The organism is Zoogloea sp. (assembly GCF_041914405.1).
In the GTDB taxonomy this organism is placed as follows: Bacteria; Pseudomonadota; Gammaproteobacteria; order Burkholderiales; family Rhodocyclaceae; genus Zoogloea.
In genome coordinates, this window is the sequence record NZ_JAYSDK010000023.1 from 1 (window position 1) to 25,364 (window position 25,364).

Sequence of the window (25,364 nt, forward strand, 5' to 3'; positions counted from 1 at the left end):
GCGCCGACTACGGCCGCGGCGCCGCCAAGGGCGTCAAGGTGCAGGTGGAGTTCGTCTCCGCCAACCCGACCGGCCCGCTGCACGTCGGCCACGGCCGCGGCGCGGCCTATGGCGCGTCCCTGGCCGACGTGCTCGACTTCGCCGGTTTCGAGGTCACCCGGGAGTACTACATCAACGACGCCGGCCGGCAGATGGACATCCTGGCGCTGTCCACCTGGCTGCGTTACCTCGATCTGTTCGGCATCAGCGTGGCCTTCCCGCCCAATGCCTATCAGGGTGATTACGTGAAGGACATGGCGGCGCAGATCAAGGAGTCCCACGCCGACCGCTTCGCCAAGGTGTCCGCCGCCGACGTGCTGGCCGGTGCGCCGTCCGTCGAGGCTGACAAGGAAGGCCATCTGGATGCGCTGATCGCCAACGCCAAGAACCTGCTCGGCTCCGATTACGCCTGGGTGCATGGTTTTGCGCTCACCGAGCAGCTCGGCGACGGCCGGGAGGATCTGGCCGAGTTCGGTGTGACCTTCGACAAGTGGTTCTCCGAGCGCTCCTTGTTCGACACCGGCCTGGTAGAAAAGGCCGTCACTGCACTGGAAGCCGGCGGCCACCTGTACGAGCAGGACGGCGCCAAGTGGTTCCGCTCCACCGCCTTCGGCGACGAGAAGGACCGCGTCGTGCAGCGCGAGAACGGCCTGTACACCTACTTCGCGTCCGACATCGCCTACCACGCCAACAAGTACGAGCGCGGCTTCGACCGTATCATCGACATCTGGGGTGCCGACCACCACGGCTACATCCCGCGTGTGAAGGGCGCCCTGCAGGCCCTCGGCCTGCCGCCCGAGAAGCTCGACGTGGCGCTGGTGCAGTTCGCGGTGCTGTACCGTGACGGCCAGAAGGCGGCGATGTCCACCCGTTCCGGCGAGTTCGTCACCCTACGCGAGCTGCGCAAGGAGGTTGGCAACGACGCCTGCCGCTTCTTCTATGTGCTGCGCAAGGCGGACCAGCACCTGGACTTCGACCTTGACCTGGCCAAGAGCCAGAGCAACGAGAACCCGGTGTATTACATCCAGTACGCCCACGCCCGTCTGTGCTCGGTGCTCAACCAGTGGAGCGGTACGCCGGCCGACCTGCTCGAGGCCGACCTGGGCCGTCTCGACAACGAGCGTGAGCTGGCCCTGTGTGCGCGCCTGACGGCCTTCCCGGAGGTCGTCCGCAGCGCCGCCGCCGACTACGCCCCGCACCAGATCGCCTTCTACCTGAAGGACCTGGCCGGAGAATTCCACAGTTATTACAATGCCGAGCGCATGCTGGTGGATGACGAAGGCCTCAAGCTCGCCCGCCTGGCCCTGGCTGCCGCGGTGCGCGAGGTGATCCGCAACGGCCTGCGCCTGCTTGGTGTTTCCGCCCCCGAATCCATGTAATCGCCGGACCCGTCGTTCATGAGCCGTGACCTCAAACCCCGTCTGCAGACCAACAAACCGAAATCGGGCAGCCGGGGCAGCACCCTGGTCGGTATCTTCGTCGGCCTGATCCTCGGCGCCTTGGTCGCGGCGGGGATTGCACTGTACTTTACGTCGGCGTCGCCGTTCCAGAAGCCGAAGCAGGAAGATAAGCCGGTGGCTCCGCCGCCGCCGCCCAAGCCGCAGAGCAGCGAGCCCATCGCGCTGCCCGGCAAGGCCGGCGACAAGCCGGTGGAGAAGCCCCGCTTCGACTTCTACAACGTGCTGCCGAAGGGCACCGACGCGCTTCCGGCGCCGGGCAAGCCTGAGGAAACCACCGAGGATATCCGGCCGGCCAAGCCCGAGAAGACCGACAAACCCGGCGCCAAGACGGCCGAGCAGCCGAAGGGTGACAAGGACAAGGCCAAGGCCGACGCCGAGCGTGCCAAGGCCGAGGCGGCGCTGCTCGACAAGCCGCTGACGCCCGAGAAGTTCTACCTGCAGGCGGGCTCCTTCGAGGATCCGTCCGAGGCGGACAACCTGAAGGCGCGTCTTGCGTTGATGGGGGTGGAGGCCAGCGTGCAGAAGGTGGATGTGCCTGACAAGGGCACCGTGCACCGCGTTCGAACCGGTCCCTACCTCGGCGCCGATGAAATGAACAAGGCCAAGCAGCAGCTGGCATCCAGCGGCATCAATGCCGCCATCGTCCGGATCAAGCCCAAGGAACCAAAGCCGGCCGGCACTGCTCAATGAGTGCTTTGCCGATTCAAGGAGAAACCGTAATGCAGCGTCGTGATGTCCTCAAACAGCTTTCCGCCGCGATGGCCATCGGCCTCCTCGGGCGGCCCGTCCTGGCCCAGGGCAGTGGTGGCTTCGAACTGGTTTCGCCGCCGCAGCCGACCGAGGCCAAGGGCAAGGTTGAGGTGATCGAGTTCTTCCATTACGGCTGCCCCCACTGCCGCGCCTTCGATCCGCTGCTTGAGCAATGGGTCAAGAAGCTGCCCGCCGACGTGTATTTCCATCGCGTCCCGGTGACGTGGGGCAATCCCCAGCTGACCGGCCTGGCCCGCCTGCATCTCACGCTGGCGGCCACCGGCGACCTGGCCCGCCTGCACGGGCAGGTCTTCGAGGCGGTGCAGACCGACAAGCAGCCGCTGCACACCGAGGCTGGTGCGCAGGAATGGGCGGCCAAGAAGGGGATCGACAGCAAGAAGTTCCTCGACGCCTACCGCTCCTTCGGCGTGCAGGTTGGTCTGCAGCGTGTCGAGAAGCTCGGCCGCGACTACAAGATCCAGGGCGTGCCGACCCTCGCGATCGACGGCAAGTATTTCACCTCTGCCTCCATCGCGGGTTCCCACGAGGCATCCCTGAAGGTGGCCGACCAGCTGATCGTCCGCGCCCGCGGCGAACAGGGCCGCAAGTAAGCGCCTTCCGTTCGGGCCGCGGTGCGATCGCGCCGCGGCCTCAGTCTTTTTCCCCTTTCTTTTTCCCTTTTCCGTGGCTCTCCGCGTCTTCATCACCGGCGCCTCCAGCGGCATCGGCGCCGCGCTGGCACGCCATTACGCCGCTTCCGGGGCCAGCCTGGGCTTGGTCGGGCGGCGTCTCGACGCACTGACCGAGCTGGTCGCCAGCCTGCCCGGCACGCATGCGGTGTATCGCGTCGACGTGGCGGAGCCGGGCGCGCTCGCGGATGCCGCTACGGACTTCATGGCCCGCTTCGGCGTGCCCGACGTGGTCATTGCCAACGCTGGCGTGTCGGTGGGCACGCTAACCGAGGAGGCCGACGACCTGTCGGCCTTCGAGCGGGTGATGCGCACCAACGTGCTGGGCATGGTCGCCACTTTCCAGCCTTTCGTTACGCCCTTGCGGGGTCGCGGTTGCGGGCGCCTGGTCGGCATCGCGTCGGTGGCTGGCATCCGCGGCCTGCCTGGCGCGGGGGCCTACAGCGCGTCGAAGGCGGCGGCAATCGCCTATCTCGAGAGCCTGCGGGTGGAACTGCGCGGCAGCGGCGTAAAGGTCGTGACCATCGCGCCGGGCTACATCGATACGCCGATGACCGCCATCAACCCGTATCCGATGCCTTTCCTGCTGCCCGCCGACGAGGCAGCGCGGCGTTTTGCGCGGGCCATCGAGGCGGGCGTAGGCTACACCGTCATCCCGTGGCGGATGGGCGTGGTCGCCAAGCTGCTGCGCCTGCTGCCTAATCCGCTGTTCGACCGTCTGTTCGCTCGGGCCGGACGCAAGCCGCGGGGTTTGCCGCTGTAGCCTGCGCAGGCTGTTTCAGTGAGCAGCGTCACCACCGCCCGCAGCCGGACGTCCGTGGGTCGGGTGGGTCAGCCACACGCTGACGAGCAGCAGCAGGAACAGGCAGCCCGACATCCAGAACACATCATTAGCGGCCAGCGAGAAGGCCTGCACGCTGACCTGGCGCTCCAGCACGCCGAGGCCGCGCGCCAGATCAAAGCCCTGGGCCTGCAACTGGCTCAGCGTATCGCTGGCAACCGGGTTGTAGGCGCTGACCTGGGCTGCCAGTTGCTCGTGGTGCAGCGCGGCGCGGCGTTCCCACAGGGTGGTCATCAGCGATGCGCCGAAGGCGCCGCAGGTGATCCGCACGAAGTTCGACACCCCCGACGCCGACGGTACGCGCTCCATCGGTAGCCCAGATAGCGTGATGGACACCAGCGGGATGAAGAAGCAGGCCATCGCGATACCCTGGATCAGCTGCGGGATCACGATGCTGCCCGGTGCAATGTCGGTGGAGAGGCCCGAGCGCATGAAGGACACCAGCGCGAACACCAGGAAGGCCACGGTGGCCAGGCGGCGTGGGTCGGTGCGCGGCAGGATCTTGCCGATTACCGGTGACAACACGAGTGCGAGGATGCCAATGGGGGCTGTCACGATTCCGGCCCAGGTGGCCGTGTAGCCCATGTATTGCTGCAGCCACAGGGGCAGCACCACTACATTGCCGAAGAACACCCCGTAGGCGGTGGCCAGGGCGATGACGCCGAACAGGAAGTTGGGGCGGGCGAACAGGGTCAGGTCCACCACCGGGTGCTCCTCGGTCAGCTCCCAGGCGACGAACAGCGCGAAGCCGACCACGGTTACCACCGCCAGCGCGATGATTTCGCCGGATTCGAACCAGTCCAGCTCCTTGCCCTTGTCGAGCAGGATCTGCAGCGCACCGACCCAAATCACCAATAGCGCCAGGCCGACTTTGTCGATGGGCAACTGGCGGGTCGGTGTCTCGCGGTGTTTCAGCAACTGCCAGCTCATCCAGGCTGCGCCGATGCCGACCGGCACGTTGATGTAGAAGATCCACGGCCAGGACAAGTTGTCCGACAGCCAGCCGCCGAGGATAGGCCCCATCACCGGCGCGACGAGGGTTGTCATCGACCACATCGCCAGCGCCATGCCGGACTTGTCTCGCGGATAGGCCTGTAGCAACAGGGCCTGGGACAGCGGGATCATCGGCCCGGCGACGGCACCCTGCAGTACCCGTGCGGCGATCAGCATCTCCAGGCTGCCAGCCAGGCCGCACAACAGCGAGGCAATGACGAACAGCACCACCGAGGCGACGAACAGGCGCACCTGCCCGACGCGCTGGCTGAGCCAGCCGGTCAGCGGCACGGCGATGGCGTTGGCGACACCGAATGAGGTGATGACCCAGGTGCCCTGGGTCGGGCTGACCCCCAGGTCGCCGGCGATGTTGGGCAGGGACACGTTGGCGATGGTGGTGTCCAGCACGTTCATGAAGGTCGCCAGCGACAGGGCCACGGTGGCCAGTCGGCGCGCCCCCGGTTCGAGGGGCGGCAGCGGAGCGGGGGTGGCGCTCATGGTTCAGGCCCGCGTGCGGCGTGGGGTGGCCAGGGCAGCCGCCGGTGGGATGCTCGGCAGCGTGAGCTCGGGCTGTTGCAGTTCGGCGGCCTGTCCGCCGTTGTTGGCCGAGATGATGGCGCGGATGCGTTCGTGGGCGGCCTTGCCCAGCTCGGCGAAGACATCGGTCTGGGCTACCGGAGTGGGGGGCGCGGCGCCCAGCGGGGCCTCGCCGCCGTCATGGAGGTCTACTTCCACCTGCATCGACAGGCCGATGCGCAGCGGGTGGGCGGCAAGCTCCTGTGGGTCGAGGTTGATCCGCACTGGCACCCGCTGCACCACCTTGATCCAGTTGCCGCTGGCATTCTGGGCCGGCAGCAGTGCGAAGGCGGCGCCGGTTCCGGCGGCCAGGCCAGCGACCTTGCCGTGGTATTCCACCTTGGAGCCATACACGTCGGCGCTCAGGGTTACCGGCTGGCCGATGCGCATGCGGCCGAGTTGGCTCTCTTTGAAGTTGGCGTCCACCCACACCTGTTCCAGCGGCACGACGGCCATCAGCGGTGCGCCGGCCGCCACGCGCTGGCCGATCTGCACCGCGCGGCGGGCGATGAGGCCCCCGACCGGAGCGGGCACCACGCTGCGCGCGAAGGCCAGGTAGGTTTCCTCGACCTTGGCGGCGGCCCGCAGCACGTTGGGGTGGCTGTCGACGCGGGTGCCGCTGGTCTGCACGCGGTTGGTGGCGAGCTGTTCGCGGGCCGTCTGCACGGCGGTTTCGGCGGCGCGCAGCGCAGCGCGGGCGTGCTCGATCTCCTCGGCGGCGACGGCGCCGGTGCCGGCCACCTGTTGGCGGCGGGTCAGGTCGTCCCTGGCCTTGGCGAGGTCGGCCTCCTTCTGCTTCACGGCCGCTTCGAGGGCGCCGCCGCCGGCGTAGAGCGCGCGTACTTCCCGCACCGTCTGGCCGAGCTGGGCTTCGGCCTGCTGCAGCGCGACGCGGGCGTCGGCGTCGTCGAGGCGCACCAGCGGCTGGCCGGCCTTCACCAGCTGGGTGTCGTCGGCCTCGATGGCGACCACGGTACCGGCTACCTGTGGGGTGATCTGCACGACGTTGCCGGCCACGTAGGCGTCGTCGGTGTGTTCCAGGTAGCGGCCGTGGGTCATCCACCAGCCGCCCCAGGCGGCGCCGGCCAGCGCACAGGCGACGGCGATGGTGAGGAGGCTGCGCCTGCGCTTGCCGTTGGGTACGCTGGCGGTTGTGGTGCTGTTGGGGGTGGTCATGGTCCGGTTCCTTCTTGGCGGGATCAGTGGGACGTGTCGGTGGGCAGGTAGCCGCCGCCGAGGGCGCGGGCGAGCCCGGCGCTGGCGTCGAGGCGGCGGGTGCGCAGTTCCGCGCTGAGGCGGCGCTGGGCGAGCAAGGGGGTTTCTGCGGCGAGAACAGCCGTGTAGCTGGTGAGGCCAGCCTTGTAGCGGATCTCGGTGAGTCGCCAGGCGTCCTCGTAGCGGGCCAGCGCGGCCTGCTGGTCGCGCCCTTCGGTGTCTGCGCCGCGCCAGCTGGCCAGCTGATCGGCCACGTCGCGCAAGGCATCGATGAGGGCGGCGTTGTACTGGGCGATGGCCGCGTCCTGCTCGGCATTGCGTGCGGCCAGGCGGCTGCGCAGGCGGCCGCTGTCGAACACCGGCAGGTGGATCGCCGGGCCGACGCCGAGCATGCGGCTGCCGCCCTCGAAGAGGTTCGACAGCCCGATGGACTGCAAGCCGACGAAGGCGTTGAGATTGACGTTCGGGTAGAAGTCGGCGCGGGCCGCGTCGGTCTCGCGGCGGCTGGCTTCGACGCGCCAGCGCTGGGCGTTCACATCGGGCCGGCGGCCGAGGAGGTCGGCCGGCAGCTGGCTCGGCAAGGTCGCTGCGACGTCGCGCAAGGCTGGCGGAGTGAGGTCGAGGGTGGCGTCGGGGCCGTGGCCAGTAAGGGCGGCCAGCTGGTTGCGGACCAGCGCCAGCTGCACGTCGAGGGCGCTGCGCTCGGCGCGGGCGGCGGAGATGCCGGCATCGGCCTGGCTCAGGTCGGCCTGGTTTTCGAGGCCAGCCTTCAGGCGCAGGCGGACCAGCTCCTGCAGTTTTTCGCGTTGGGTCACCGTTGAGTCGGCGATGGCGTGCAACTGGTGCAGGCGGTCGAACTGCAGGTAGGTGCGGGTTACCGCGCTGCTCAGGATCAGGCGGGCGCCGGCAGCCTCGGCCTCGGCGGCGCGGGCCTGGCCGACGGCGGCGTCCAGCGCGGCGCGATTACGGCCCCAGAAATCCAGGTCGAAGCTGAAATCCAGCGCGGCCCGGTTGAGGCTGGTGTAACGCCCGCCGAGGCTGGGCGGGAAGATGTAGTTCTCGGACAGACGTTGCTGGGTGCCGTCGGCGTTGGCGCCGACCTGCACGCCGTTGGCCGCCGCGGCCAGGCCGGCCATGGCGCGGGCCTGGTCGAGGCGGGCTTGGGCGAGGCTCAGGCTGGGGCTGTCCCGCAGCGCGTCAGCCATCAGGCGGTCGAGCTGCGGGTCGCCGTAGGCGGTCCACCAGCTGTCGGCCGGCCAGGCGCCAGCCGGGGCGTCGGCCAGGCTGCGGGTGCTGGCGAGTTGTTCCGGGGCCAGGGCTTCGGTGCGGGGCGCCAGCCCACCGGGGTTGGCGCAGGCGGCCAGCAGGCCGAGCAACGGGAGCAGGAGGGCGAGCGGTCGTTTCATAAGGATTCCCTGTATTGGGCTGAAACTGTCTGTGCGGTATCTGCCAAGGCAGGTATTTGCTTCAAAAAAAGCGGCGCGCTCCGCCGCATGTCCGGTGATTGCTTCCCGTCTCAGGTGCTGCGTTTGTCCAGGTTGGCGACGATGCGGCCGATCAATTGCTTGGCCTGAGCGATCTCGTCGGGGGTGAAGTCCGTCAGCGCCTGATTGAGGACATCTACGACGCGCGGCACGATCAGCGGTAGCAGTGCCTTGCCTGTGTCGGTGACGTGCAGCAATACCACCCGCCGGTCGGTGGTGCTGCGTTCCCGGCGGATCAGGCCTTTTTCTTCCAGGCGGTCGAGCATGCGCGTCATCGAGCCGGTGTCGCAGCCGCTGCATTTGCACAGCGTGCTGGCGGTTTCGCCGTTGCGCAGGGCGATCTGCTTGAGCACCGTCCATTGGGCGGTGGTGATGTCCAGATCGCCGACGCGCTCATCGAGGGTCTGGGTGAGGCGGAGCTTGGCCTGGTGCAGCAGGAAGCCGAGACTCTCTTCCTGCTGGTAGTTCTCGACGGTGTAAGGCGGAGGGGGCTTGTTGGTATCGGACATTTACGGCCAAGGCAATAACTGCATAGGCAGATAATTCGCCTTTTCTCTCCCGGTGTCAACAACGCTCCGACACGGCAGGTGGCCGAATGCCGTGACGGAGCGAGGGGAGATCAGGCCAGCTGGGTGATGGCCGGCAGGTACTTCTTGCCGAGGGCTTCGGCGACCTGCGGGTGGGTTACGTTGCCGGCACAGACGTTGAGGCCGGCGCGCAGGCCGGCGTCGTCCTTCAAGGCTTCCTTCCAGCCTTTGTCGGCGATGGCCAGCACGAAGGGCAGGGTGGCGGCATTGAGCGCGTAAGTCGCGGTGCGTGCCACGGCGCCGGGCATGTTCGACACGCAGTAGTGGACGATGCCATCCACCAGGTAGGTGGGGTCGGCGTGGGTGGTCGGCCGGGAGGTCTCGAAACAGCCACCCTGGTCGATGGCCACGTCCACGATCACTGCGCCGGGTTTCATCGCGGCGAGCATCGTGCGGGTGACCAGCTTGGGGGCCGTGGCACCGGGGATCAGCACCGCACCGATCACCAGGTCGGCCTGCAGTACCTGGCGCTCGATGGCGTCGCGGGTCGCGTAAAGCGTCTTGACGCGGCCGCCATACACTTCGTCCAGGTGGCGCAGCACTGGCAGGGACTTGTCGAGGATAGTCACGTCGGCGCCGATGCCGACCGCCGTATGTGCAGCGTTGTTGCCCACCGTGCCGCCGCCGAGGATGACCACGCGGCCCGGCTCGACGCCCGGCACCCCACCGAGCAGTACGCCGCGGCCGCCGTGGGATTTTTCGAGGGCTGCGGCACCGGCCTGGATGCTCATGCGCCCGGCCACTTCCGACATCGGGGCGAGCAGCGGCAGGCCACCGCCGGGGGCCGTGACGGTTTCGTAGGCGATGGCGGTGACGCCGCTGGCGATCAGGTCCTCTGCCTGGCCAGGGTCCGGTGCCAGGTGCAGGTAGGTGAACAGCACGTGGTGGGGTTTGAGGCGGGCGCGCTCTTCAGCCAGCGGCTCCTTGACCTTGATGATCAGTGTGGCTTCCCCGAAGACGTCGTCGGCACTCAGGGTGACCTTGGCGCCGGCCCGCTCGTAGTCGTTGTCGCTGGCGCCGATGCCATGGCCGGCGCCCGACTCGACGAAGACCTCATGCCCGTGGGCGACGAGTTCGCGGACCGAGGCGGGGGTCAGGCCGACCCGGTATTCGTGATTCTTGGTTTCCCTTGGGACGCCGACTTTCATGATTTTCTCCGTTTTATGGTGCGGCTGCAGCTTAGCGCCCGAGATTACCGCGACTTGCGCCGGCTTCCAATAAGGATGCGGGTCTTGAGATACTGCGCGGATGATGAACGAGAATGATGTCGATTTCCTGGTGGACGCGGCCGGGCAGCGCCACCGTCCGTGGGACGGGCCCGCGCGCATCGTGTCGCTGGTGCCGTCGCTGACCGAATTGGTGTGCGAACTTGGTTTGGCGGACCAATTGGTTGGGCGTACCGGCTTTTGCATCCATCCACGGGCGACCCTCAAGACCATTCCCAAGGTTGGCGGGACGAAGGACGTGAACCTGGCCCGCCTGCGCGAACTGGCGCCGACCCACGTGATCGTCAATATCGACGAGAACCGCAAGGATTGCGTGGATGAGATTGCCCGCTTCGTGCCGAATGTCATCGTCACCCACCCGTGCCAGCCGGCGGACAACCTGCCGTTGTACCGTCTGTTCGGCGGGGTGTTCGGCTGCAAGGACAAGGCGGAGTGGCTGGTCGGCGAGCTGACTGAGGCGATTGCCGTGGCGCAGGCGGCGGGCCGCGAGCTGCCGCGGGAGAAGGTCCTGTACCTGATCTGGCGCGAGCCGTGGATGACGGTGGCGTCGGATACCTACATTTCCGCGAGCCTGGCTCTGGTCGGCTGGGACAGCTGGCCGGCGCTCGGCGATGGCGTCCGTTATCCTGCTTTCGAGTGGGGGGCGCAGTGGCTGGAGGCGGTGGACCGGGTCTTCCTGTCGTCGGAGCCCTATCGCTTCCGCGATGTACATGTAACTGAAGTGGCCGGATTGGCTGGCCGGCCAGCCCGGCTGATCGACGGGGAGATGACGTCCTGGTATGGCAGCCGGGCTGCCGCCGGGCTGCGTTACCTGGCGGCCTTGCGGCGGGAACTGGCGGACTGACTGCGGCTGCGCGTCAGACCTGCTGGCGTAGCACCTGGTGCGGCGCTGGCACCGGCCAGCCGTTGGCGCTGCTGATCTCGGCGAGCATCTTGTTGGTGTCGAAGTACACCTGCCAGTAGTGGTCGTTGTGGCAATGGGGGCGCACCACGAGCCGGGTACCGGCAGCGTTGAACTCGAGGATCTCCACGTCCGGCGCGGGCGTCGCCAGCACATTGGGGATTTGCGCGACGCGGTTGCGGATCAGCTCCATCGCCTGTTGCGGCGCGACGCTGTGGGCTAGCTGGGCGAACAGTTCGACGCGGCGGGACGGGTTGGCGGTGTAGTTCACGATGTTGTCGGAAAACAGCTTGTTGTTGCCGACGGTGGTGCGCACGTCGTCGGGCTGGTCGATGGTGGTGGCGAACAGGCCAATTTCCTTAACGGTGCCGGTGATGCCGGCGCCGCTGATGAAGTCGCCGACCTTGAACGGACGCAGGATGATCAGGAAGGCGCCGGCCGCGAAGTTGGACAGCAGGCCGCTCCAGGCCACGCCGATGGCTACGCCGGCAGCGGCGATCAGGGCCGCGAAGCTGGTCGTCTCGATGCCGAACACCGACAGGATGACGATCACCAGCACGATGCGCATGATCACCCGCAGGGTGGCTTCCACGTAGCGCACCAGGGTTGGCTCGACCTTCTGGCGGGTCATGCCACGGCTCGACAGGGTGCTGATGGCATTGATCAGCCAGCCTCCGATGATCCACAGGGCAACCGCACCGGCGAGTTTCCAGCCAAGGGGGATGAGGTAGGCGGTGAGCAGGGTGGCGGGGTCGAAACCACTGTCGAGAGCCATGGCGATTCTCCATGATGAGCAGGTGTAAACCCAGTCTAGTCGCCCAACATGGCAGTCGCGCTCATGCCGCGTTAATTTCTTGTGGCGCGTTCCCGGGGCCGGGCAGCAGGCTTTGCAGTTTTTCCGGGGGGAGGATCGCAAAGCGGGAGGCGATCACCGGGCGGCGGCCGAGCTTGAGGACCAGCTTGTCGCGGGACAGCAGGGCTTGGGCGCCACTGTCGCGGGCGAGCTCGAGAAATTTCTGGTCGTCCCGGTCGAGGCAGTTGGGGAGCTCGCAGGCCGGCGGATCGGCGGGTTCGACGAGGATGCAGCGCGCCCGGTAGGTCGCGGCGATTTCAGCCTGGCGCTCCGGCGTCTGTTTGAACTGTGGGTAGGCGAGCACCCGGACCAGTTCGTCGAGGCAGTCCGCGCGGCTGACCGGGCGCAGCGCGCCGCTCTCGACGGCGGTCCGCAGCGGAATCAGGCTGGGGTCTTCGAACATCCACAGGGACAACACCACGTTGGTGTCGAGCACCACGGGCAGGCCGTGGGGCAGGGGCGCTGCGAGGGGATAGGTAGCCACGGCAAGAGTGAGGTTAGGGGCAGGGAGCAAAACAGAAAGGGGGCCGTAGCCCCCTTTCCGCTTGTTACGGCGTCAGGCGTCCGCTCATGCGGCCTTCTTGGCGTCGAGACGGGTCTTGACGTAGGAGCCCGGTGCGTCCTCAAGTACCTTGAGGTTGCCCTTGACAGGGTCGCGGGCCGGCACCTTGCTGGCGTCCTGGCCTTCCAGCCAGGCCTGCCAGTCGGTCCACCAGGAACCCGGATGCTGCTCGGCGCTGGTGAAGAACTCGTCGGCGGTGTCGGGCAGCTTGGCTCCGGTGTGGGTCCAGAAGCCATACTTGTTGGCTGCCGGCGGGTTGACGATGCCAGCAATGTGGCCGGAGCCGCCCAGCACAAAGCGCACCGCGCCGCCGAAGTTGCGGGCGCCGGAGTAGGTGCTCTTCCACGGGGCGATGTGGTCTTCGATGGTGGAGATGAAGTAGGTCGGGACCTTGATCTTGCCGAGGTCGATGGGCACACCACCGACTTCGATACCACCCGGCTCCTTCAGCAGGTTCTTCATGTACATGTTGCGCAGGTAGAAGCTGTGCATCTTCGCCGGCATGCGCGTGGAATCGGAGTTCCAGTACAGGAGATCGAAGGGGAAGGGGTCCTTGCCCATCAGGTAGTTGTTGACCACGAAGGACCAGATCAGGTCATTGGCACGCAGCATGTTGAAGGTGCCAGCCATCTCGGAGCCTTCCAGGTAGCCGCGCTCGAACATCTTCTTCTCGAGGCTGGAGACCTGACCTTCATCGATGAACACGCCCAGCTCGCCCGGATCGGCAAAGTCGGTCATGGTCGTGAAGAAGGTGCCCGAGGCGATCCGCTTGTCCCGCTTGCCGGCCATGTAGGCCAGCGTGGTGGCCAGCAGGGTGCCGCCCAGGCAGTAGCCGGCGGCGTTGATTTCCTTGGCGCCGGTCTGCTCGACGATGGCATCCACGGCAGCCAGCGTGCCTTCCAGCAGGTAGGAGTCGAAGCTCTTCTCGGCCAGGCGCTCGTCCGGGTTGACCCAGGAGATCACGAACACGGTGTGGCCCTGGTCCACGCACCACTTGATGTACGAGTTCTTCTCGCGCAGGTCGAGGATGTAGAACTTGTTGATCCACGGCGGCACGATCAGCATCGGGCGCTTGTACGCCTTGTCGGTGCTGGGCGTGTACTGCAGCAACTGCATCATGTCGGTCTGGAAGACGACCTTGCCCGGCGTGGTGGCGACGTTCTTGCCCAGCTCGAAGGCCGTGGTGTCGGTCATCTTGACGCGCAGGTTGCCGCCACCGTCCTCGACGTCGCGCAGCAGGTTGTTCAGGCCCTTGATGAGGTTCTGGCCGTGGCTCTTGACGGTTTCGCGGAAGACTTCCGGATTGGTCATCGCGAAGTTGGACGGGGACAGGGCGTCGATGTACTGGCGGGTGTAGAAGTTGACCTTCTTCTGGCTCTGGTCGTCGAGGCCGTCCACGCTGCTGACTGTGTCATGGATGTGACGGGCGGCGATCAGGTAGGACTGCTTCATGAAGTCGAACAGGAAGTGTTCCTGCCACTCTTCGTCCTTGAAGCGCTTGTCATCCTTGGCCGGAGAGACCACCGGGCTGCCACCCATGCCGGTGAAGCGCATGACGGAGTGTTGCCACAGGGAGAAATAGTCCCAGACAAGGTTCATCTGGGCCTGGGCCAGCCGGTAGGGATTGGCGAGCAGCTTGCCCATCATGTCCATGAAGGCTTGGGCGATGCCCAGTTCGTCGGACGGGGTGTTGAGCCCCTTCTTGACCTGCTTCTGGATATGGTCGGCGAGCAGTTTGGAGGCCCGTTGCGCGACTTCGGCGTAGGTCTTGGCGACTTCTTTGGGGTCCGGCAGTTCGGACTTGACGGTTTCTTTTTCTGGCGCAGCCATTCGTGGGCTCTCCTGGTTATTGGCTTTTGACGAAACGGACTATCCCATCGCTATCCACCGACCGGCACACCTCCCTTTTGCGCTCGAGATGGTTCAGGTGGGCGATGGCTTCCCCCATGGCAAACATGACCTGATGGGTGTCGAGCGGCCGCGGGAACAGCGTTGTCAGCAATTCCCCGGCACAGCGCGGCACCTCACAGGCCGCGAGCAGTTCCGCGCAGCGGGCGTCGTGGTGCTCGATGAGCTGATCCACGCGCAAACCGATATTGCGGAAAGGACTCCCGTGTGATGGTAGCACGAGCGTTGTTACCGGCAATCGCTTGAACTTGCGGATCGAATCGAGGAAGCGGCCGAGGGGATCATCCTCGGGCGTGACTGCGAAAACGCTGACGTTGGTGGAGATCCGTGGCAGCAGCATGTCGCCGGAAATGAGGATGCCGGCATCTGCGCAGTGCAGCGACATGTGCTCCGGTGAATGGCCGTAGCCGACGATGACCTCCCAGTCGCGGCCGCCGATGCGCAGGCGTTCGCCGTCCATCACGCGGTGGTAGCGGGTCGGCAATGAGGGCACGCCACGCTCGTAGGCGTTGCCGCGTTGGGCGAGGGCCTCGCAGCGTTCCTCGTCGAGGCCGTTGCGGCGGAACTGCGCGACCATCGGTGCGGTACCGTAGCCGCCCAGCTGGTGCCATACCGCGTGGCCGCTGAGGTATTCCCCGTGAGTCATGGTGATGTCGGCGCCGGTGAGTTCCGACAGCCATTGGGCCAGGCCGAGGTGATCCGGGTGAAAATGGGTCACGATGATCCGTGTCACCGGCTTGCCGACTTCCGCCAGGATGCGCTGCCAGGCGTCCCGGGTGGCGTCCAGGCCAAAGCCGGTATCGACGATCGCTACCCCTGCGCCGTCCTCAATCAGCCACAGGTTGATGTGGTTGAGGGCGAAGGGCAGCGGCATCCGTATCCAATGCACTCCGGGCGCCACCTCCAGCGTCGCACCTTCGGCTGGAAGCGTCTCGAAGGGGTATTCCAGCGTCTCACTCATATGCCGTTCTCCTAGTTGGGTATTGTTGTGTTTTTCGGGCAGTTTTCGCGTTGCCCGCGCAGTTGAAATCTGATCTACTGCGCGCCATTCCGTGCCCTGACGCCGTATGCCGCGTCCGACTCGACTCATGAGCCAGGAACAAACCTACACCATCACCGATCTCGCCCGCGAGTTCGGGATTACCCCGCGGGCGATCCGTTTCTACGAGGACGAAGGCCTGCTCGCGCCGACCCGCGCCGGCCGCAACCGCATTTACGTGCGGCGCGACCGTACCCGGCTGCGCCTGATCCTGCGCGGCAAGCGCCTCGGCCTGTCGCTGGCCGAGATCGGCGAACTGCTCGGCATGTACGACGGCGTGCGCAATTCCTCGCCCCAGCTGAAGCGCTTCCTCGGCGTGTTGGCCGAGCGGCGCAGGGCCATCGAACAGCAGCGCGAGGACATCGAAGCCGTGCTGACGGAAATCGCCATGCTCGAGAAGCAATGCACCGAGTTGCTGGCCGAGAATCCGGCCGGCGCGGCCGAAGCCCGGGCAGAATTGGTCGCCCGTTTGCGCGACGCACCATAAATTTTTAGCAGGAAAATTACGTTAACGTAAGCGTAATTTGTTGTGTCAGAATCCTTGCCCGGTGGGCCCCGCAGGACTTTTACGATTGGTTGGGCCGGGCTTGGCGGCGAATCTCCCGGCGGTCGGCGGGGGTGTAACGGGGGGAGAGGACGGGTATCGTATTGGCCTGTTCCGTTTTCACAGGAAGAGAAGATCGATGGCAGTAACACTCCGCGTCCTTGGCTCCGACAACACCGCCGAACTCGAACACGTCCGCCAGTTTTTCCGAAATTATGCTGGATGGCTGGGGGTCGATCTGGCGTTCCAGAATTTCGGTGACGAGATGGCCAGCTTGCCGGGTGCCTATTCTGCACCGGCCGGCCGCCTGTTTTTTGCCGAATTCGACGGCCAGCCGGCCGGCTGCGTCGGCATTCGTCCTTTCACCGAAGGTGTCTGCGAGATGAAGCGCCTGTACGTGGAGCCCGAGCTCCGCGGCAATGGCGTCGGCCGCGAACTGGCCCTGGCGGCCATCAAGTCGGCCAAGAGCCTGGGTTACCGTCGGATCCTGCTGGATACCCAACCGGCGATGCGCATCGCCGTCAAGCTTTACCGCGAGCTGGGCTTCACCGAAGCCCCGGCCTATTATCCGGCCCCGCTCGAAGGCACCATGTTCCTGGCCCTCGACCTCGAGAACTGGAACGAGGCCGAGGTCAAGAACGAGAACCTGTTCCACCTCTTCGACTACAACCTGGCCTGGGCCAAGCGCATGCGCCAGGTGGACCCGCAGTTTTTCGAGAAGCTGTCCACGCTGCAGGCGCCTGAATACCTGTGGATCGGCTGTTCCGACTCCCGCGTGCCGGCCAACGAGATCATCGGCCTGCTGCCGGGCGAGGTTTTCGTCCATCGCAACGTCGCCAACGTGGTGGTGCACACCGACCTCAACTGCCTGTCGGTGATCCAGTTCGCCGTCGAGGTACTGAAGGTCAAGCACATCATGGTGGTCGGCCACTACGGCTGCGGTGGCGTCGGTGCCGCCCTGCGCCGCGAGCGTGTCGGCCTGGTGGACCTGTGGCTGCGCCACGTGCAGGACGTGCATGTGAAGCACGCCCGGCGCGTCGATGCGCTGCCCCCGGAGCTGCGCCAGGATCGCCTGTGCGAGCTCAATGCGCTGGAGCAGGTGGTCAATGTCTGCCAGACCATCGTCGTGCAGGACGCCTGGCGTCGTGGCCAGTCCCTCACCGTGCATGGCTGGGCCTACGGCCTGAAAGATGGCCTGATCCGCGATCTGGGCATCAACGTCAGCCGGCCGGAAGACCTCACGCCGCGCTACCTGTCGGCGCTGGAGGCGCTGGAAGCCTGATCGGCAGGAGGCCCTGCTCCCCGCCGGGCAGGGCTTGGGGCACACAGAACCCTTCCCGTAGGGGCGAATTCATTCGCCCGCGGCGGTCGATCGATGCGTGCAGGGCGAATGAATTCGCCCCCACAAGGTGGGGGGTATAGGCGCCGCAACGGGGTGGCCGGAATGCAAGCCCCGGGGATACGAGAAACCGACAACAAGCCGTATAACCGGCGACACATAACAGGAGGCATGCGGCAATGGCCGACTTCAAACTGCGCGACGGCGTCAGCCTGGAATTCCTCAACGCCCGTGGCACCGGGCATCTACCGGGCTGGTTCGGTTTCGAGGCGGTCGCACTGGAGCCCGGCAAGCTGTCCTCGCGCATGTTGATCCGCCCGGAGATGCTGGCCCCCAACGGTTTCCTGCACGCCGCGACGATCATCGCGCTGGCCGATACCTCGGCCGGCTATGCCACCATCGCCCACCTGCCCGAGGGCGCCCAGAGCTTCACCACCATCGAGCTGAAGAGCAACTTCCTCGGCACCCAGACCGAGGGCGTGCTGCTGTGCGATGCGACGGCGGTGCATCTGGGGCGCAACACCCACGTGTGGGACGCCGAAGTGCGCAGTGGTGGCAGCGACCGCCGCCTGGCGTTGTTCCGCTGTACCCAGATGATTTTATGGCCGAAGGCCGCCTGAACGGGAGATCGCCGCCATGAACACCCCCCAACGTTCCGCCGCGCCGCTGGATTTCTACTTCGACTTCTCGTCCCCGTACGGCTACTTCGCCGCCGAGAAGATCGACGAGCTGGCTGCCCGCTATGGGCGCAGCGTGCTGTGGCACCCCTTCCTGCTCGGCGCGACCTTCAAGGTCACCGGCCTTGGTCCGCTGCCCAGCATCCCGCTGAAGGGGGCTTATTCCCTGCACGACATCCAGCGTTCGGCGCGCTACTTCGGTCTGCCCTACCGCCAGCCGAGCAGCTTCCCCTTGCCCACCCAGCACGCGGCCCGCGCCTTCCTGTGGATCAATGACCGGGATCCGGCGCTGGCCCGCCAGTTCGGCCTGGCGATCTACCGTGCCTATTTCGTCGACGACCAGAATATCTCCGACCTGGCGGTGGTGCTCGACGTGGCTGCCGGTTTGCGCCTGGACAGGGACGAATTGTCCGCCGTCCTCGGCAGCGCCGAGATCAAGACCCGCCTGATCGCCGAGAGCGAGCTGGCGCTGGCCCGCGGTGTGTTCGGCTCGCCCTTCATCTTCGTGGACGGCGAGGCTTTCTGGGGGGCCGACCGCCTGTCGCAGGTCGAGAAGTGGTTGGCCGAAGGCGGCTTCTGATTACGTAAGGAACTTGTGCCACGGGTCTGTTGCCCATCGCGAAGCGCCTGCCATGGATAATGCGGGGCATTGAACACTGCCCCCCGACCCGGAGACCTGGATGTCCGCCCCGATCGATTTTTACTTCGACTTTTCCTCGCCCTACGGTTACCTGGCCTCCGAGCAGATCGACGCCATCGCGGAAAAGCATGGCCGTAACGTGATGTGGCACGCCATCGTGCTCGACGCTCATTTCCAGCCCCAGGGCGGCATGCGCATCCCGTCCGCGCTGATGCGTTCCGAGTACGTGCGCCGCGACGTGGAGCGCTCGGCGGCCTTCTTCGAGATCCCCTTCAAGGAGCCCAGCCCCTATCCGTTGCACACCGAGCATGCGGCCCGCGCCTTCCAATGGCTCAGTGACCGCAACCCGGACGAGGCACGGGCTTTCGCCCACGCGGTCTACCGCGCCTATTTCGTCGATGGCCGCAACATCGCCGAGACTGCCGTGCTGCTGGAGATCACCGAAGCGCTGGGCCTCGACCGGGACGACATCTCGGCGGCCTTCTCTGACGCTGGTACCAAGGCCCGCCTGAAGGCCGAGATCGACCTGGCCGAGGCGCGTGGCGTGTTCGGCTCACCCTTCTTCATCGTCGAAGGCGAGGGGTTCTGGGGGAACGACCGCCTACCCCAGCTGGAGCGCTGGCTGGCCAAGGGGCCGTACTGAGGAGCGGGCGATGCGGCGTATCTGCGTATTCTGCGGCTCCCGCATGGGCGTGCGGCCGGTGTACCGGGAAGTGGCGGAGAAGCTCGGGCAAACGCTGGCCGAGAAGGGCGTCGAGCTGGTCTATGGCGGCGGCAACGTCGGCCTGATGGGGGCCGTCGCCGACGCCTGCCTGGCGGCCGGTGGCAAGGTGGTGGGGGTGATTCCGCGAGCGCTGCTGGAATGGGAGGTCGGCCACGAAGGCCTGACCCGCCTGGAAGTGGTGGATTCCATGCATACCCGCAAGGCGCGCATGGCCGAGCTGGCCGACGGCTTCATCGCACTGCCTGGTGGGCTCGGCACCTTCGAGGAACTCTTCGAGATTCTGACCTGGGCCCAGCTCGGTTTCCACGCCAAGCCGGTCGGCCTGCTCAATGTGGAAAGCTATTACTCGCCACTGATCCAGATGCTCGACCGCGGTATCGGTGAAGGTTTCATGAAGGCCGAGAACCGTGGCCTGCTGCAGATCGAGGACAACGTCGCGGCGCTGCTGCGGGCCATGGGGCAGCACCACCCACCGGCCGTCGGCAAGCGTATCCGCGATGAGAAGCAGCTGTGAGCCGAGCTTTCTCCGGTTTTTCTCAGATTCTCAGATCTTCCTGTGGGGGCGAATGAATTCGCCCCCACAGGCCCAGCCCTGGCGTTACGGCCCGGAAGGTTTCAACCACGACCCGTCGCCACGCAGCGGCGGGCATGTCTTTACCCAGAGAGCGTCCCATGAGTATTCCGTCCCCCTGTATCAATGTCTGCAGCATGGATGAAGCTGCCGGCTACTGCGCGGGCTGTTTCCGTACCATTCCCGAGATCACCGAATGGAGCCGCGCCAGCGAGGCGCGCAAGCAGGCCATCCTCGATCTGATCGCCGAGCGCCAGGCCGTACTCTTCGATGGTCCGGCGGCTGGCGCGCAGCCGGCCTGAGGACGTCTGATGAGCGACGACAATCCCTGCGTCGGCATCTGCCAGATCGACGAGAGCGGTTACTGCATCGGCTGTGGCCGCAGCGCCGATGAGATCTTCGGCGACACCGATTCCTCCGCCGGCGGGCAGGAAAGCGCGACCGACAGCCTGAAACCCATCGCCGGCCAGCCGGCTGAAGAGTCCGACTGAGGCGCGACCATGTCAGCTTGTGTGCTGCCACCCGGCATCCGGGTGCTGGAGCGAGGCTGGCTGTCTGCCAACAACGTGCTGCTGTTCGACGGCGACACGGTGACGCTGGTGGATAGCGGCTACGTGACCCACGCCGACCAGACAGTCGCGTTGCTGCGTGAGGCCCTGGACGGACGGCGTCTGGGCCGTCTCCTCAACACCCATTCCCATTCCGACCACATCGGCGGCAACGCGGCGGTGCAACGCGCTTTCGGCTGCACAATCGGCGTGCCGGCGGGCATTGCCGAGGCCGTCCATGCGTGGGACGAGGCGGCCCTGCTGCTCAGCACTGCCGCGCAGCAGGGCGAGGCTTTCCGGCACGATCACGTCATCGCGCCCGGTGAGCGCCTGCAGATGGGTGGCCTCGAATGGCAGGCCCTGGCGGCGCCCGGCCACGACATGGATGCGCTGGTCTTCCACGCGCCCGATGCACGCCTGCTGATCTCCGGCGACGCCCTGTGGCGGGACGGCTTCGGCATCCTGTTCGCCGAGGTGATAGGTGAAGGCGGCGGGCTGGAAGGTGCCCGGGCCACGCTGGAGGCTATTGCCCGGCTGCCGGTGGAGAGGGTGATCCCCGGCCACGGCGCGCCCTTCGTCGAGGTGGAGGAGGCGCTGGAGGCTGCCTTCGCGCGCCTGCGCGCCTTCGAAGACGATGGCGCGCGGATGGCCCGGAACGCGATCAGGGCGTGCTTCACGTTCACGCTGCTGGAGCGGCGGAGCCTGGAGATCGACGGCCTGCCTGACTATCTGGCCGCCGTACCCCTCTATCGGGAAGCCAATACGCGCTTTCTCGGTCTAAGCTTCGAGGAACTGGCCGAATGGTTGCTGCGGGAACTCCAGCGGGCGGGCGTCGCAGCGTGTGATGGTCGCATCCTGAAAGCCTGTTGATTTGATAAAAACGATAAGTTCAATAAAGGCAAATTGGTTTTGGGTGAGGAAATTGTTTATGCTATTTCTGTACCCGCTTACTTATCGTCTTTTAATTGTGTCAGGCTGCACTCCGTGGCACCCGTCGTCTCGAAACAGGATCGTCTGAAGTCATGCAACTCGTACTGATCAGTGGTTTGTCCGGCTCCGGCAAGAGCGTTGCGCTCAATGTCATGGAAGACTGCGGCCACTACGTGGTGGACAATCTGCCCTCGGCGCTGCTGCCGCAACTGGTCTCCCATCTGCGTGGCGCCGGTTACCAGCGCATCGCGGTGGCCGTCGACGTGCGCTCGGGGGCCGGCATCGCCTCCCTGCCGAAACAGGTCGAGGCCCTGCGTGGCATGGTGGACGACCTGCGCTTCCTGTTCCTTGATGCCCGCGACGACGTGCTGATCGCGCGTTTTTCCGAGACCCGCCGCCGCCATCCCCTCGGCGATGCGTTCAACACCCTCGGCGAGGCCATTGCCCGCGAGCGCGAAGAGCTGGCGCTGATCGCCGAACTGGGCCAACGCATCGACACCAGCGACCTGGCCGCCAACACGCTGCGTAACTGGATCAAGAGTTTCATGAATCTGGAGGCGGGTAGCCAGATCGCCGTGCTGTTCCAGTCCTTCGGCTTCAAGCACGGTATCCCGGTGGATGCCGACCTGGTGTTCGACGTGCGCTGCCTGCCCAACCCCCACTACGACCCCTTGCTGCGGCCGCTCACCGGGCGTGACCAGCCCGTCATCGACTTCCTCGAGCGGGTGCCGGAAGTGGCGCAGATGGTCAATGACATCTACGCCTTCGTGGCCTCCTGGCTGCCGTCCTACGTCAATGACAACCGCAGCTACCTGACCATCGCCATCGGCTGTACCGGCGGCCAGCACCGCTCGGTGTACGTGGCCGAGCAACTGGCAGCCCGCTTCCAGGACAATGCGCGGGTCCAGGTGCGCCATCGCTCCTTCAAATGAAGCGGGTGGTCGCGCTGCGCAACTGGCTGGCCGCCTGGGCGGCCTACCTGCGGGCAGGCGACTTCCTGGTACTTGGCGCAGCACTGGCGGTATGCGTGCTGTCGGCGCTGACCCTGTGGCAGGGCGGGCATCCGGACAAGGCCGTCATCCGCGCCGGTGGGCGCGTGTTTGCCGAGGTGGATCTCAATGCGCCGCGCATCGTCGAGGTGCCCGGCCCGCTTGGCACCACCCGCATCGAGGTGCAGCCGGGCCGTGCCCGTGTCGCCGCCGATCCCGGTCCGCGCCAGTACTGTGTGCGCCAGGGCTGGCTGAACACGGCTGGCGCAGTGGCGATCTGCGCCCCCAACGAGGTCAGCCTGTCCCTGTCCGGGCGCAATGCCGACTATGACTCCCTCAACTACTGAGATCGAACTCATCCCGACGGCGGACGACCACCGGGTGGCCCGCCACGCAGCGGCGGCCATCGTGCTGACCGTCGCCGAGGCGGCCATCCCGCTGCCGCTGCCGGGCATCAAGCCGGGCCTCGCCAACATCATTACGCTGGTTGTGCTGGCCCGCTGGGGCTGGCGCGAAGCGGCCTGGGTGGCGCTGCTGCGGGTGCTGGTCGGCAGCCTGTTGCTCGGCCAGTTCCTGGCGCCCGGCTTCTTCCTGAGCCTGACCGGCGGCGTGATGAGCCTGCTGGTGCTGGGCCTTGCGATGCATCTGCCGAAGCGCTGGTTCGGGCCGGTCAGCCAGAGCGTGCTGGCCGCCTTTGCCCATATCGGCGGCCAGGTGCTGGTCGCACGGGTATGGCTGGTGCCCCACGACGGGGTGTTCTACCTGGTGCCCATCTTCGCGCTGGCGGCGACGGTATTTGGCCTCGCCAACGGCCTGATCGCCGCCCGCCTGCTCGGTGACGAGCTCGCGGAAAGTGGCGTCAGCGCCGCCGACGTCGTGAAATAGGCCGGCTTGCCGGCTTGTCCGGCAGGCCCAGGGCGGCCCGCGACAGGCGGTCGGCGTCCGGATTGCGATGGCGTGGCACCCACTCCAGGCGAACCGACGTGAACGTGTCCAGCTCGGTCCGCAGCCGCTCGATGATGCCGTGCAGGCGGGCGATGTCGGTGTGCGCCTCGCCGTTCAGATGACGGACCACGAAATCGCTGTCGCCACGCACCCGCAGGTGGGCGGCTCCAGCCTCCCCGGCCAGGCGCAGGGCCTGTTCGAGGGCCAGCAGCTCGGCCTCGTTGTTGCAGCCGTTGCCTGGGCCGATGGTGCTTAACTCGATGTACTGTCCGTCCGGCCCGCGCAGCACCGCCCCCAGCCCCAGCCGACCCGGATTGGGGTAAGCCGAGCCGTCGAACCAGATCTGCCATTCGGCGCCGAGGTGGGGAGACGAGTCCATGGAAATAGGGGGCGAATTCATCCGCCCCCACGGGCGTTCGTTTCGAGCAAGTGTGTCGCAAGCATGCGGCAAATCCGAGGTGGCGGGAAGTGCGGTTTCCCTCGTCACGCTCCCATCACTTCGCCGTAACACCTGTGCAGCATCGCGCCGTGACACTGGCGCAATGGACCGCTCCGGACTTATCTGCCAAGAACTCACAAGCCACCAGACCGCCCTTCGGGTGGCGGTGGTGACCGAGACTTATCCACCCGAAATCAACGGCGTGGCGATGACGACCGGGCGCATGGTTGATGGCCTGGTCGCCGCTGGCCACCGGGTGGACCTGATTCGCCCGCGCCAGGCCCACGAGGGGGGCGCTATCGACGGTGGTGCCGACGGCGTCGAGGAGATGCTGTCCCGCGGCATTCCGCTGCCGCGCTATGCCAACCTGCAGCTTGGCCTGCCAGCCCGCAAGGTGCTGCTGCGGCGCTGGTCGCACCAGCGCCCGGACGTGGTGCAGGTGGTGACCGAAGGCCCGCTGGGCTGGTCGGCGCTGACCGCCGCGCGCAAGCTGAACCTGCCGGTGATCAGCGAGTTCCATACCAATTTCCATCGCTACAGCGGCCACTACGGCGTCGGCTGGCTGAAGCGCCCGATCGCCGCCTACCTGCGCAAGTTCCACAACCGGGCCGACCTGACCCTGGTGCCGACCCGCGCCCTGTGCCATGAGCTTGCCGGGCAGGGCATTCCGCGCGTGGATGTGGTGTCGCGCGGCGTGGATACCCAGCTTTTCGATCCCGTCCGCCGCAGCGGCATCCTGCGTCACAGCTGGGGCCTGGCGCCGGACGACCTGGCCGTGGTGTATGTCGGCCGGATCGCTCCGGAAAAGAACCTGGCCCTGCTGGAAAAGGCCTTCGAGGCGATCCAGGCCCGCCAGCCGCGGGCCCGCCTGGTCATGGTCGGCAGCGGCCCGGCGATGGCGGCCATGCGCGGACGCCAGCCGCGGGCCATCTTCACCGGCCCGCAGACCGGCGAGGCGCTGGCCGAGCACTACGCCAGCGGCGACCTGTTCCTCTTTCCGAGCCTCACCGAAACCTACGGCAATGTGGTCGCCGAGGCCCTGGCCAGCGGCCTGCCTGTGGTCGCCTATCGGGACGCCGCCGCCCAGGAACTGGTCAGTCATCAGGTCCATGGCTGGCTGGCCGCACCCGGCGACGAGGCGGCCTTCGTGGAAGGTGCCGTGGCCCTCGCCGAAGCCCCCGAATTGCGCGCCCGCCAGCGTCTCGCTGCGCGGGAGCGGGTGACCAGCCTGGCCTGGCACGCCATCGTCGAGCGCCTGGTGGCCGTGCAGCGCCAGGTCATTCTGAGTTCCCCCGTCGCCTCCCGGAGGTAAACCCATGTTCGTGCTGCCCGCCCGCCTGCAACTGCTCGACGACCGCCTGGCGGTCCGCTCCAACCGCCTGTCCCGCCACCGCGGGCTGCGTGACCTGATGCGCGCGGTGAGTCGGCTTGGTGACGGCGTGGCGTGGTACACGCTGGCGGCCTGCCTGTTCGCGCTGTTCGGTGCCGAGGCCTTGCCGGCCTTGCGCCAGATGCTGGTTGCCGGCGTGCTCGGGGTAATCATCTACAAGATCCTCAAGATCCGCACGCTGCGCCCGCGCCCCTTCGAGGTGGTCAGCGACGTGGTGTGCGCCGGCTCGCCCCTCGACAAGTTCAGCTTTCCGTCCGGCCACACGCTGCACGCGGTGAGCTTCTCCCTGGTGCTGGCCCAGCACTTCCCGCCGCTGGCGCCGGCCGTGTTCGGCTTCGCGGCGCTGGTGGCCGTGTCCCGTCCGGTACTCGGCCTGCACTACCCCAGTGATGTGCTGGCTGGCGGCGCGATCGGCGCCACGCTGGCCTACGGCGTGATCACCCTGCTGTAAGCCGGGTGCGGCATCCGGGCGGGTCGCTGCCGGGGGACTAGACTGAAAGCATCG

The 25,364-nt window shown here is 66.6% G+C and carries 29 protein-coding genes; 19 read left to right on the forward strand and 10 right to left on the reverse strand.

The features are described 5' to 3' along the window. The 4 genes from argS to ACE3RX_RS14345 form a co-directional block, all read left to right on the forward strand. A partial coding sequence (gene argS, locus ACE3RX_RS14330) for an arginine--tRNA ligase (RefSeq protein WP_374484983.1) occupies window positions 1-1,418 on the forward strand: 1,418 nt, incomplete at its 5' end. An 18-nt stretch (window positions 1,419-1,436) separates the two neighbouring features. Continuing rightward, the gene (locus ACE3RX_RS14335; protein ID WP_374484987.1) at window positions 1,437-2,189 is read left to right on the forward strand and encodes an SPOR domain-containing protein; all 753 of its coding nucleotides are present in this window, start codon (window positions 1,437-1,439) and stop codon (window positions 2,187-2,189) included. 29 nt (window positions 2,190-2,218) lie between these two features. After that, complete coding sequence (locus ACE3RX_RS14340; protein ID WP_374484991.1) at window positions 2,219-2,860, forward strand: thiol:disulfide interchange protein DsbA/DsbL; 642 nt, start codon at window positions 2,219-2,221, stop codon at window positions 2,858-2,860. Window positions 2,861-2,933: 73 nt separating this feature from the next. Continuing rightward, the gene (locus ACE3RX_RS14345; RefSeq protein WP_374484994.1) at window positions 2,934-3,701 is read left to right on the forward strand and encodes an SDR family oxidoreductase; all 768 of its coding nucleotides are present in this window, start codon (window positions 2,934-2,936) and stop codon (window positions 3,699-3,701) included. Between the two features lie 15 nt (window positions 3,702-3,716). Here ACE3RX_RS14345 and ACE3RX_RS14350 read toward each other — a convergent pair whose 3' ends face one another. The 5 genes from ACE3RX_RS14350 to ald form a co-directional block, all read right to left on the reverse strand. Next, on the reverse strand, window positions 3,717-5,270 hold the full coding sequence (locus ACE3RX_RS14350; protein WP_374484996.1) for a DHA2 family efflux MFS transporter permease subunit: 1,554 nt from the start codon (window positions 5,268-5,270) through the stop codon (window positions 3,717-3,719). Window positions 5,271-5,273: 3 nt separating this feature from the next. Further along, on the reverse strand, window positions 5,274-6,524 hold the full coding sequence (locus ACE3RX_RS14355) for an HlyD family efflux transporter periplasmic adaptor subunit (RefSeq protein WP_374484998.1): 1,251 nt from the start codon (window positions 6,522-6,524) through the stop codon (window positions 5,274-5,276). A gap of 23 nt (window positions 6,525-6,547) precedes the next feature. Next, window positions 6,548-7,969, reverse strand: coding sequence for an efflux transporter outer membrane subunit (locus ACE3RX_RS14360; RefSeq protein ID WP_374485000.1), 1,422 nt, complete (start codon window positions 7,967-7,969; stop codon window positions 6,548-6,550). A 110-nt stretch (window positions 7,970-8,079) separates the two neighbouring features. Next, complete coding sequence (locus tag ACE3RX_RS14365) at window positions 8,080-8,556, reverse strand: MarR family winged helix-turn-helix transcriptional regulator (RefSeq protein ID WP_374485003.1); 477 nt, start codon at window positions 8,554-8,556, stop codon at window positions 8,080-8,082. Between the two features lie 110 nt (window positions 8,557-8,666). Continuing rightward, on the reverse strand, window positions 8,667-9,782 hold the full coding sequence (gene ald, locus ACE3RX_RS14370; protein WP_374485006.1) for an alanine dehydrogenase: 1,116 nt from the start codon (window positions 9,780-9,782) through the stop codon (window positions 8,667-8,669). Between the two features lie 103 nt (window positions 9,783-9,885). Here ald and ACE3RX_RS14375 point away from each other — a divergent pair, with 103 nt between their 5' ends. Next, window positions 9,886-10,704, forward strand: a complete 819-nt coding sequence (locus ACE3RX_RS14375) for a helical backbone metal receptor (protein WP_374485009.1) — start codon at window positions 9,886-9,888, stop codon at window positions 10,702-10,704. A 13-nt stretch (window positions 10,705-10,717) separates the two neighbouring features. Here the strand turns inward: ACE3RX_RS14375 and ACE3RX_RS14380 are convergent, their stop codons facing one another. The 4 genes from ACE3RX_RS14380 to ACE3RX_RS14395 form a co-directional block, all read right to left on the reverse strand. Then, window positions 10,718-11,536, reverse strand: a complete 819-nt coding sequence (locus tag ACE3RX_RS14380; protein WP_374485011.1) for a mechanosensitive ion channel family protein — start codon at window positions 11,534-11,536, stop codon at window positions 10,718-10,720. Between the two features lie 61 nt (window positions 11,537-11,597). Then, window positions 11,598-12,098 carry a putative toxin-antitoxin system toxin component, PIN family gene (locus tag ACE3RX_RS14385; protein WP_374485013.1) on the reverse strand — a complete coding sequence of 167 codons (501 nt, stop codon included), beginning with the start codon at window positions 12,096-12,098 and terminating at the stop codon, window positions 11,598-11,600. 84 nt (window positions 12,099-12,182) lie between these two features. Next, window positions 12,183-14,006: a PHA/PHB synthase family protein gene (locus ACE3RX_RS14390; protein ID WP_374485015.1), complete on the reverse strand. Its 1,824-nt coding sequence runs from the start codon at window positions 14,004-14,006 to the stop codon at window positions 12,183-12,185. A gap of 16 nt (window positions 14,007-14,022) precedes the next feature. Further along, window positions 14,023-15,045, reverse strand: coding sequence for an MBL fold metallo-hydrolase (locus tag ACE3RX_RS14395; RefSeq protein ID WP_374485018.1), 1,023 nt, complete (start codon window positions 15,043-15,045; stop codon window positions 14,023-14,025). Between the two features lie 127 nt (window positions 15,046-15,172). Between ACE3RX_RS14395 and ACE3RX_RS14400 the strand changes: the two genes are divergently transcribed. The 12 genes from ACE3RX_RS14400 to ACE3RX_RS14455 all read left to right on the forward strand — a co-directional run bounded on the left by ACE3RX_RS14400 (window position 15,173) and on the right by ACE3RX_RS14455 (window position 22,970). Next, complete coding sequence (locus ACE3RX_RS14400) at window positions 15,173-15,610, forward strand: MerR family DNA-binding transcriptional regulator (RefSeq protein WP_374485021.1); 438 nt, start codon at window positions 15,173-15,175, stop codon at window positions 15,608-15,610. Window positions 15,611-15,806: 196 nt separating this feature from the next. Beyond that, the gene (can, locus tag ACE3RX_RS14405) at window positions 15,807-16,949 is read left to right on the forward strand and encodes a carbonate dehydratase (RefSeq protein WP_374485024.1); all 1,143 of its coding nucleotides are present in this window, start codon (window positions 15,807-15,809) and stop codon (window positions 16,947-16,949) included. A gap of 236 nt (window positions 16,950-17,185) precedes the next feature. Next, on the forward strand, window positions 17,186-17,626 hold the full coding sequence (locus tag ACE3RX_RS14410) for a PaaI family thioesterase (protein WP_374485028.1): 441 nt from the start codon (window positions 17,186-17,188) through the stop codon (window positions 17,624-17,626). A gap of 16 nt (window positions 17,627-17,642) precedes the next feature. Then, window positions 17,643-18,263 (forward strand): 2-hydroxychromene-2-carboxylate isomerase, encoded by a 621-nt coding sequence (locus tag ACE3RX_RS14415; protein WP_374485030.1) that lies wholly within the window; start codon window positions 17,643-17,645, stop codon window positions 18,261-18,263. 100 nt (window positions 18,264-18,363) lie between these two features. Next, window positions 18,364-18,966 carry a 2-hydroxychromene-2-carboxylate isomerase gene (locus ACE3RX_RS14420; protein ID WP_374485033.1) on the forward strand — a complete coding sequence of 201 codons (603 nt, stop codon included), beginning with the start codon at window positions 18,364-18,366 and terminating at the stop codon, window positions 18,964-18,966. Window positions 18,967-18,976: 10 nt separating this feature from the next. Then, entirely contained in the window at window positions 18,977-19,561 is a 585-nt protein-coding gene (locus ACE3RX_RS14425; protein WP_374485036.1) for a TIGR00730 family Rossman fold protein, read from the forward strand. 158 nt (window positions 19,562-19,719) lie between these two features. After that, window positions 19,720-19,920, forward strand: coding sequence for a DUF1289 domain-containing protein (locus ACE3RX_RS14430; RefSeq protein WP_374485038.1), 201 nt, complete (start codon window positions 19,720-19,722; stop codon window positions 19,918-19,920). A gap of 9 nt (window positions 19,921-19,929) precedes the next feature. Beyond that, the gene (locus ACE3RX_RS14435) at window positions 19,930-20,109 is read left to right on the forward strand and encodes a DUF1289 domain-containing protein (protein WP_374485040.1); all 180 of its coding nucleotides are present in this window, start codon (window positions 19,930-19,932) and stop codon (window positions 20,107-20,109) included. A 9-nt stretch (window positions 20,110-20,118) separates the two neighbouring features. Beyond that, window positions 20,119-21,036 (forward strand): MBL fold metallo-hydrolase, encoded by a 918-nt coding sequence (locus ACE3RX_RS14440; protein ID WP_374485042.1) that lies wholly within the window; start codon window positions 20,119-20,121, stop codon window positions 21,034-21,036. Between the two features lie 152 nt (window positions 21,037-21,188). After that, a complete protein-coding gene (rapZ, locus tag ACE3RX_RS14445) occupies window positions 21,189-22,028 on the forward strand; it encodes an RNase adapter RapZ (protein WP_374485045.1) in 840 nt (279 codons plus the stop codon). Further along, window positions 22,025-22,432, forward strand: coding sequence for a NusG domain II-containing protein (locus ACE3RX_RS14450; protein WP_374485047.1), 408 nt, complete (start codon window positions 22,025-22,027; stop codon window positions 22,430-22,432). The genes rapZ and ACE3RX_RS14450 overlap by 4 nt, the downstream gene beginning before the upstream one ends. After that, entirely contained in the window at window positions 22,413-22,970 is a 558-nt protein-coding gene (locus ACE3RX_RS14455; RefSeq protein ID WP_374485051.1) for a Gx transporter family protein, read from the forward strand. The genes ACE3RX_RS14450 and ACE3RX_RS14455 overlap by 20 nt, the downstream gene beginning before the upstream one ends. Here the strand turns inward: ACE3RX_RS14455 and ACE3RX_RS14460 are convergent. Beyond that, complete coding sequence (locus tag ACE3RX_RS14460; protein WP_374485053.1) at window positions 22,945-23,409, reverse strand: ribonuclease HI family protein; 465 nt, start codon at window positions 23,407-23,409, stop codon at window positions 22,945-22,947. The genes ACE3RX_RS14455 and ACE3RX_RS14460 overlap by 26 nt on opposite strands. 229 nt (window positions 23,410-23,638) lie before the next feature. Here ACE3RX_RS14460 and ACE3RX_RS14465 point away from each other — a divergent pair, with 229 nt between their 5' ends. Further along, window positions 23,639-24,781, forward strand: coding sequence for a glycosyltransferase family 4 protein (locus tag ACE3RX_RS14465; RefSeq protein WP_374485055.1), 1,143 nt, complete (start codon window positions 23,639-23,641; stop codon window positions 24,779-24,781). A 4-nt stretch (window positions 24,782-24,785) separates the two neighbouring features. After that, on the forward strand, window positions 24,786-25,310 hold the full coding sequence (locus ACE3RX_RS14470) for a phosphatase PAP2 family protein (protein ID WP_374485060.1): 525 nt from the start codon (window positions 24,786-24,788) through the stop codon (window positions 25,308-25,310). The last annotated feature ends 54 nt before the right edge of the window (window positions 25,311-25,364 follow it).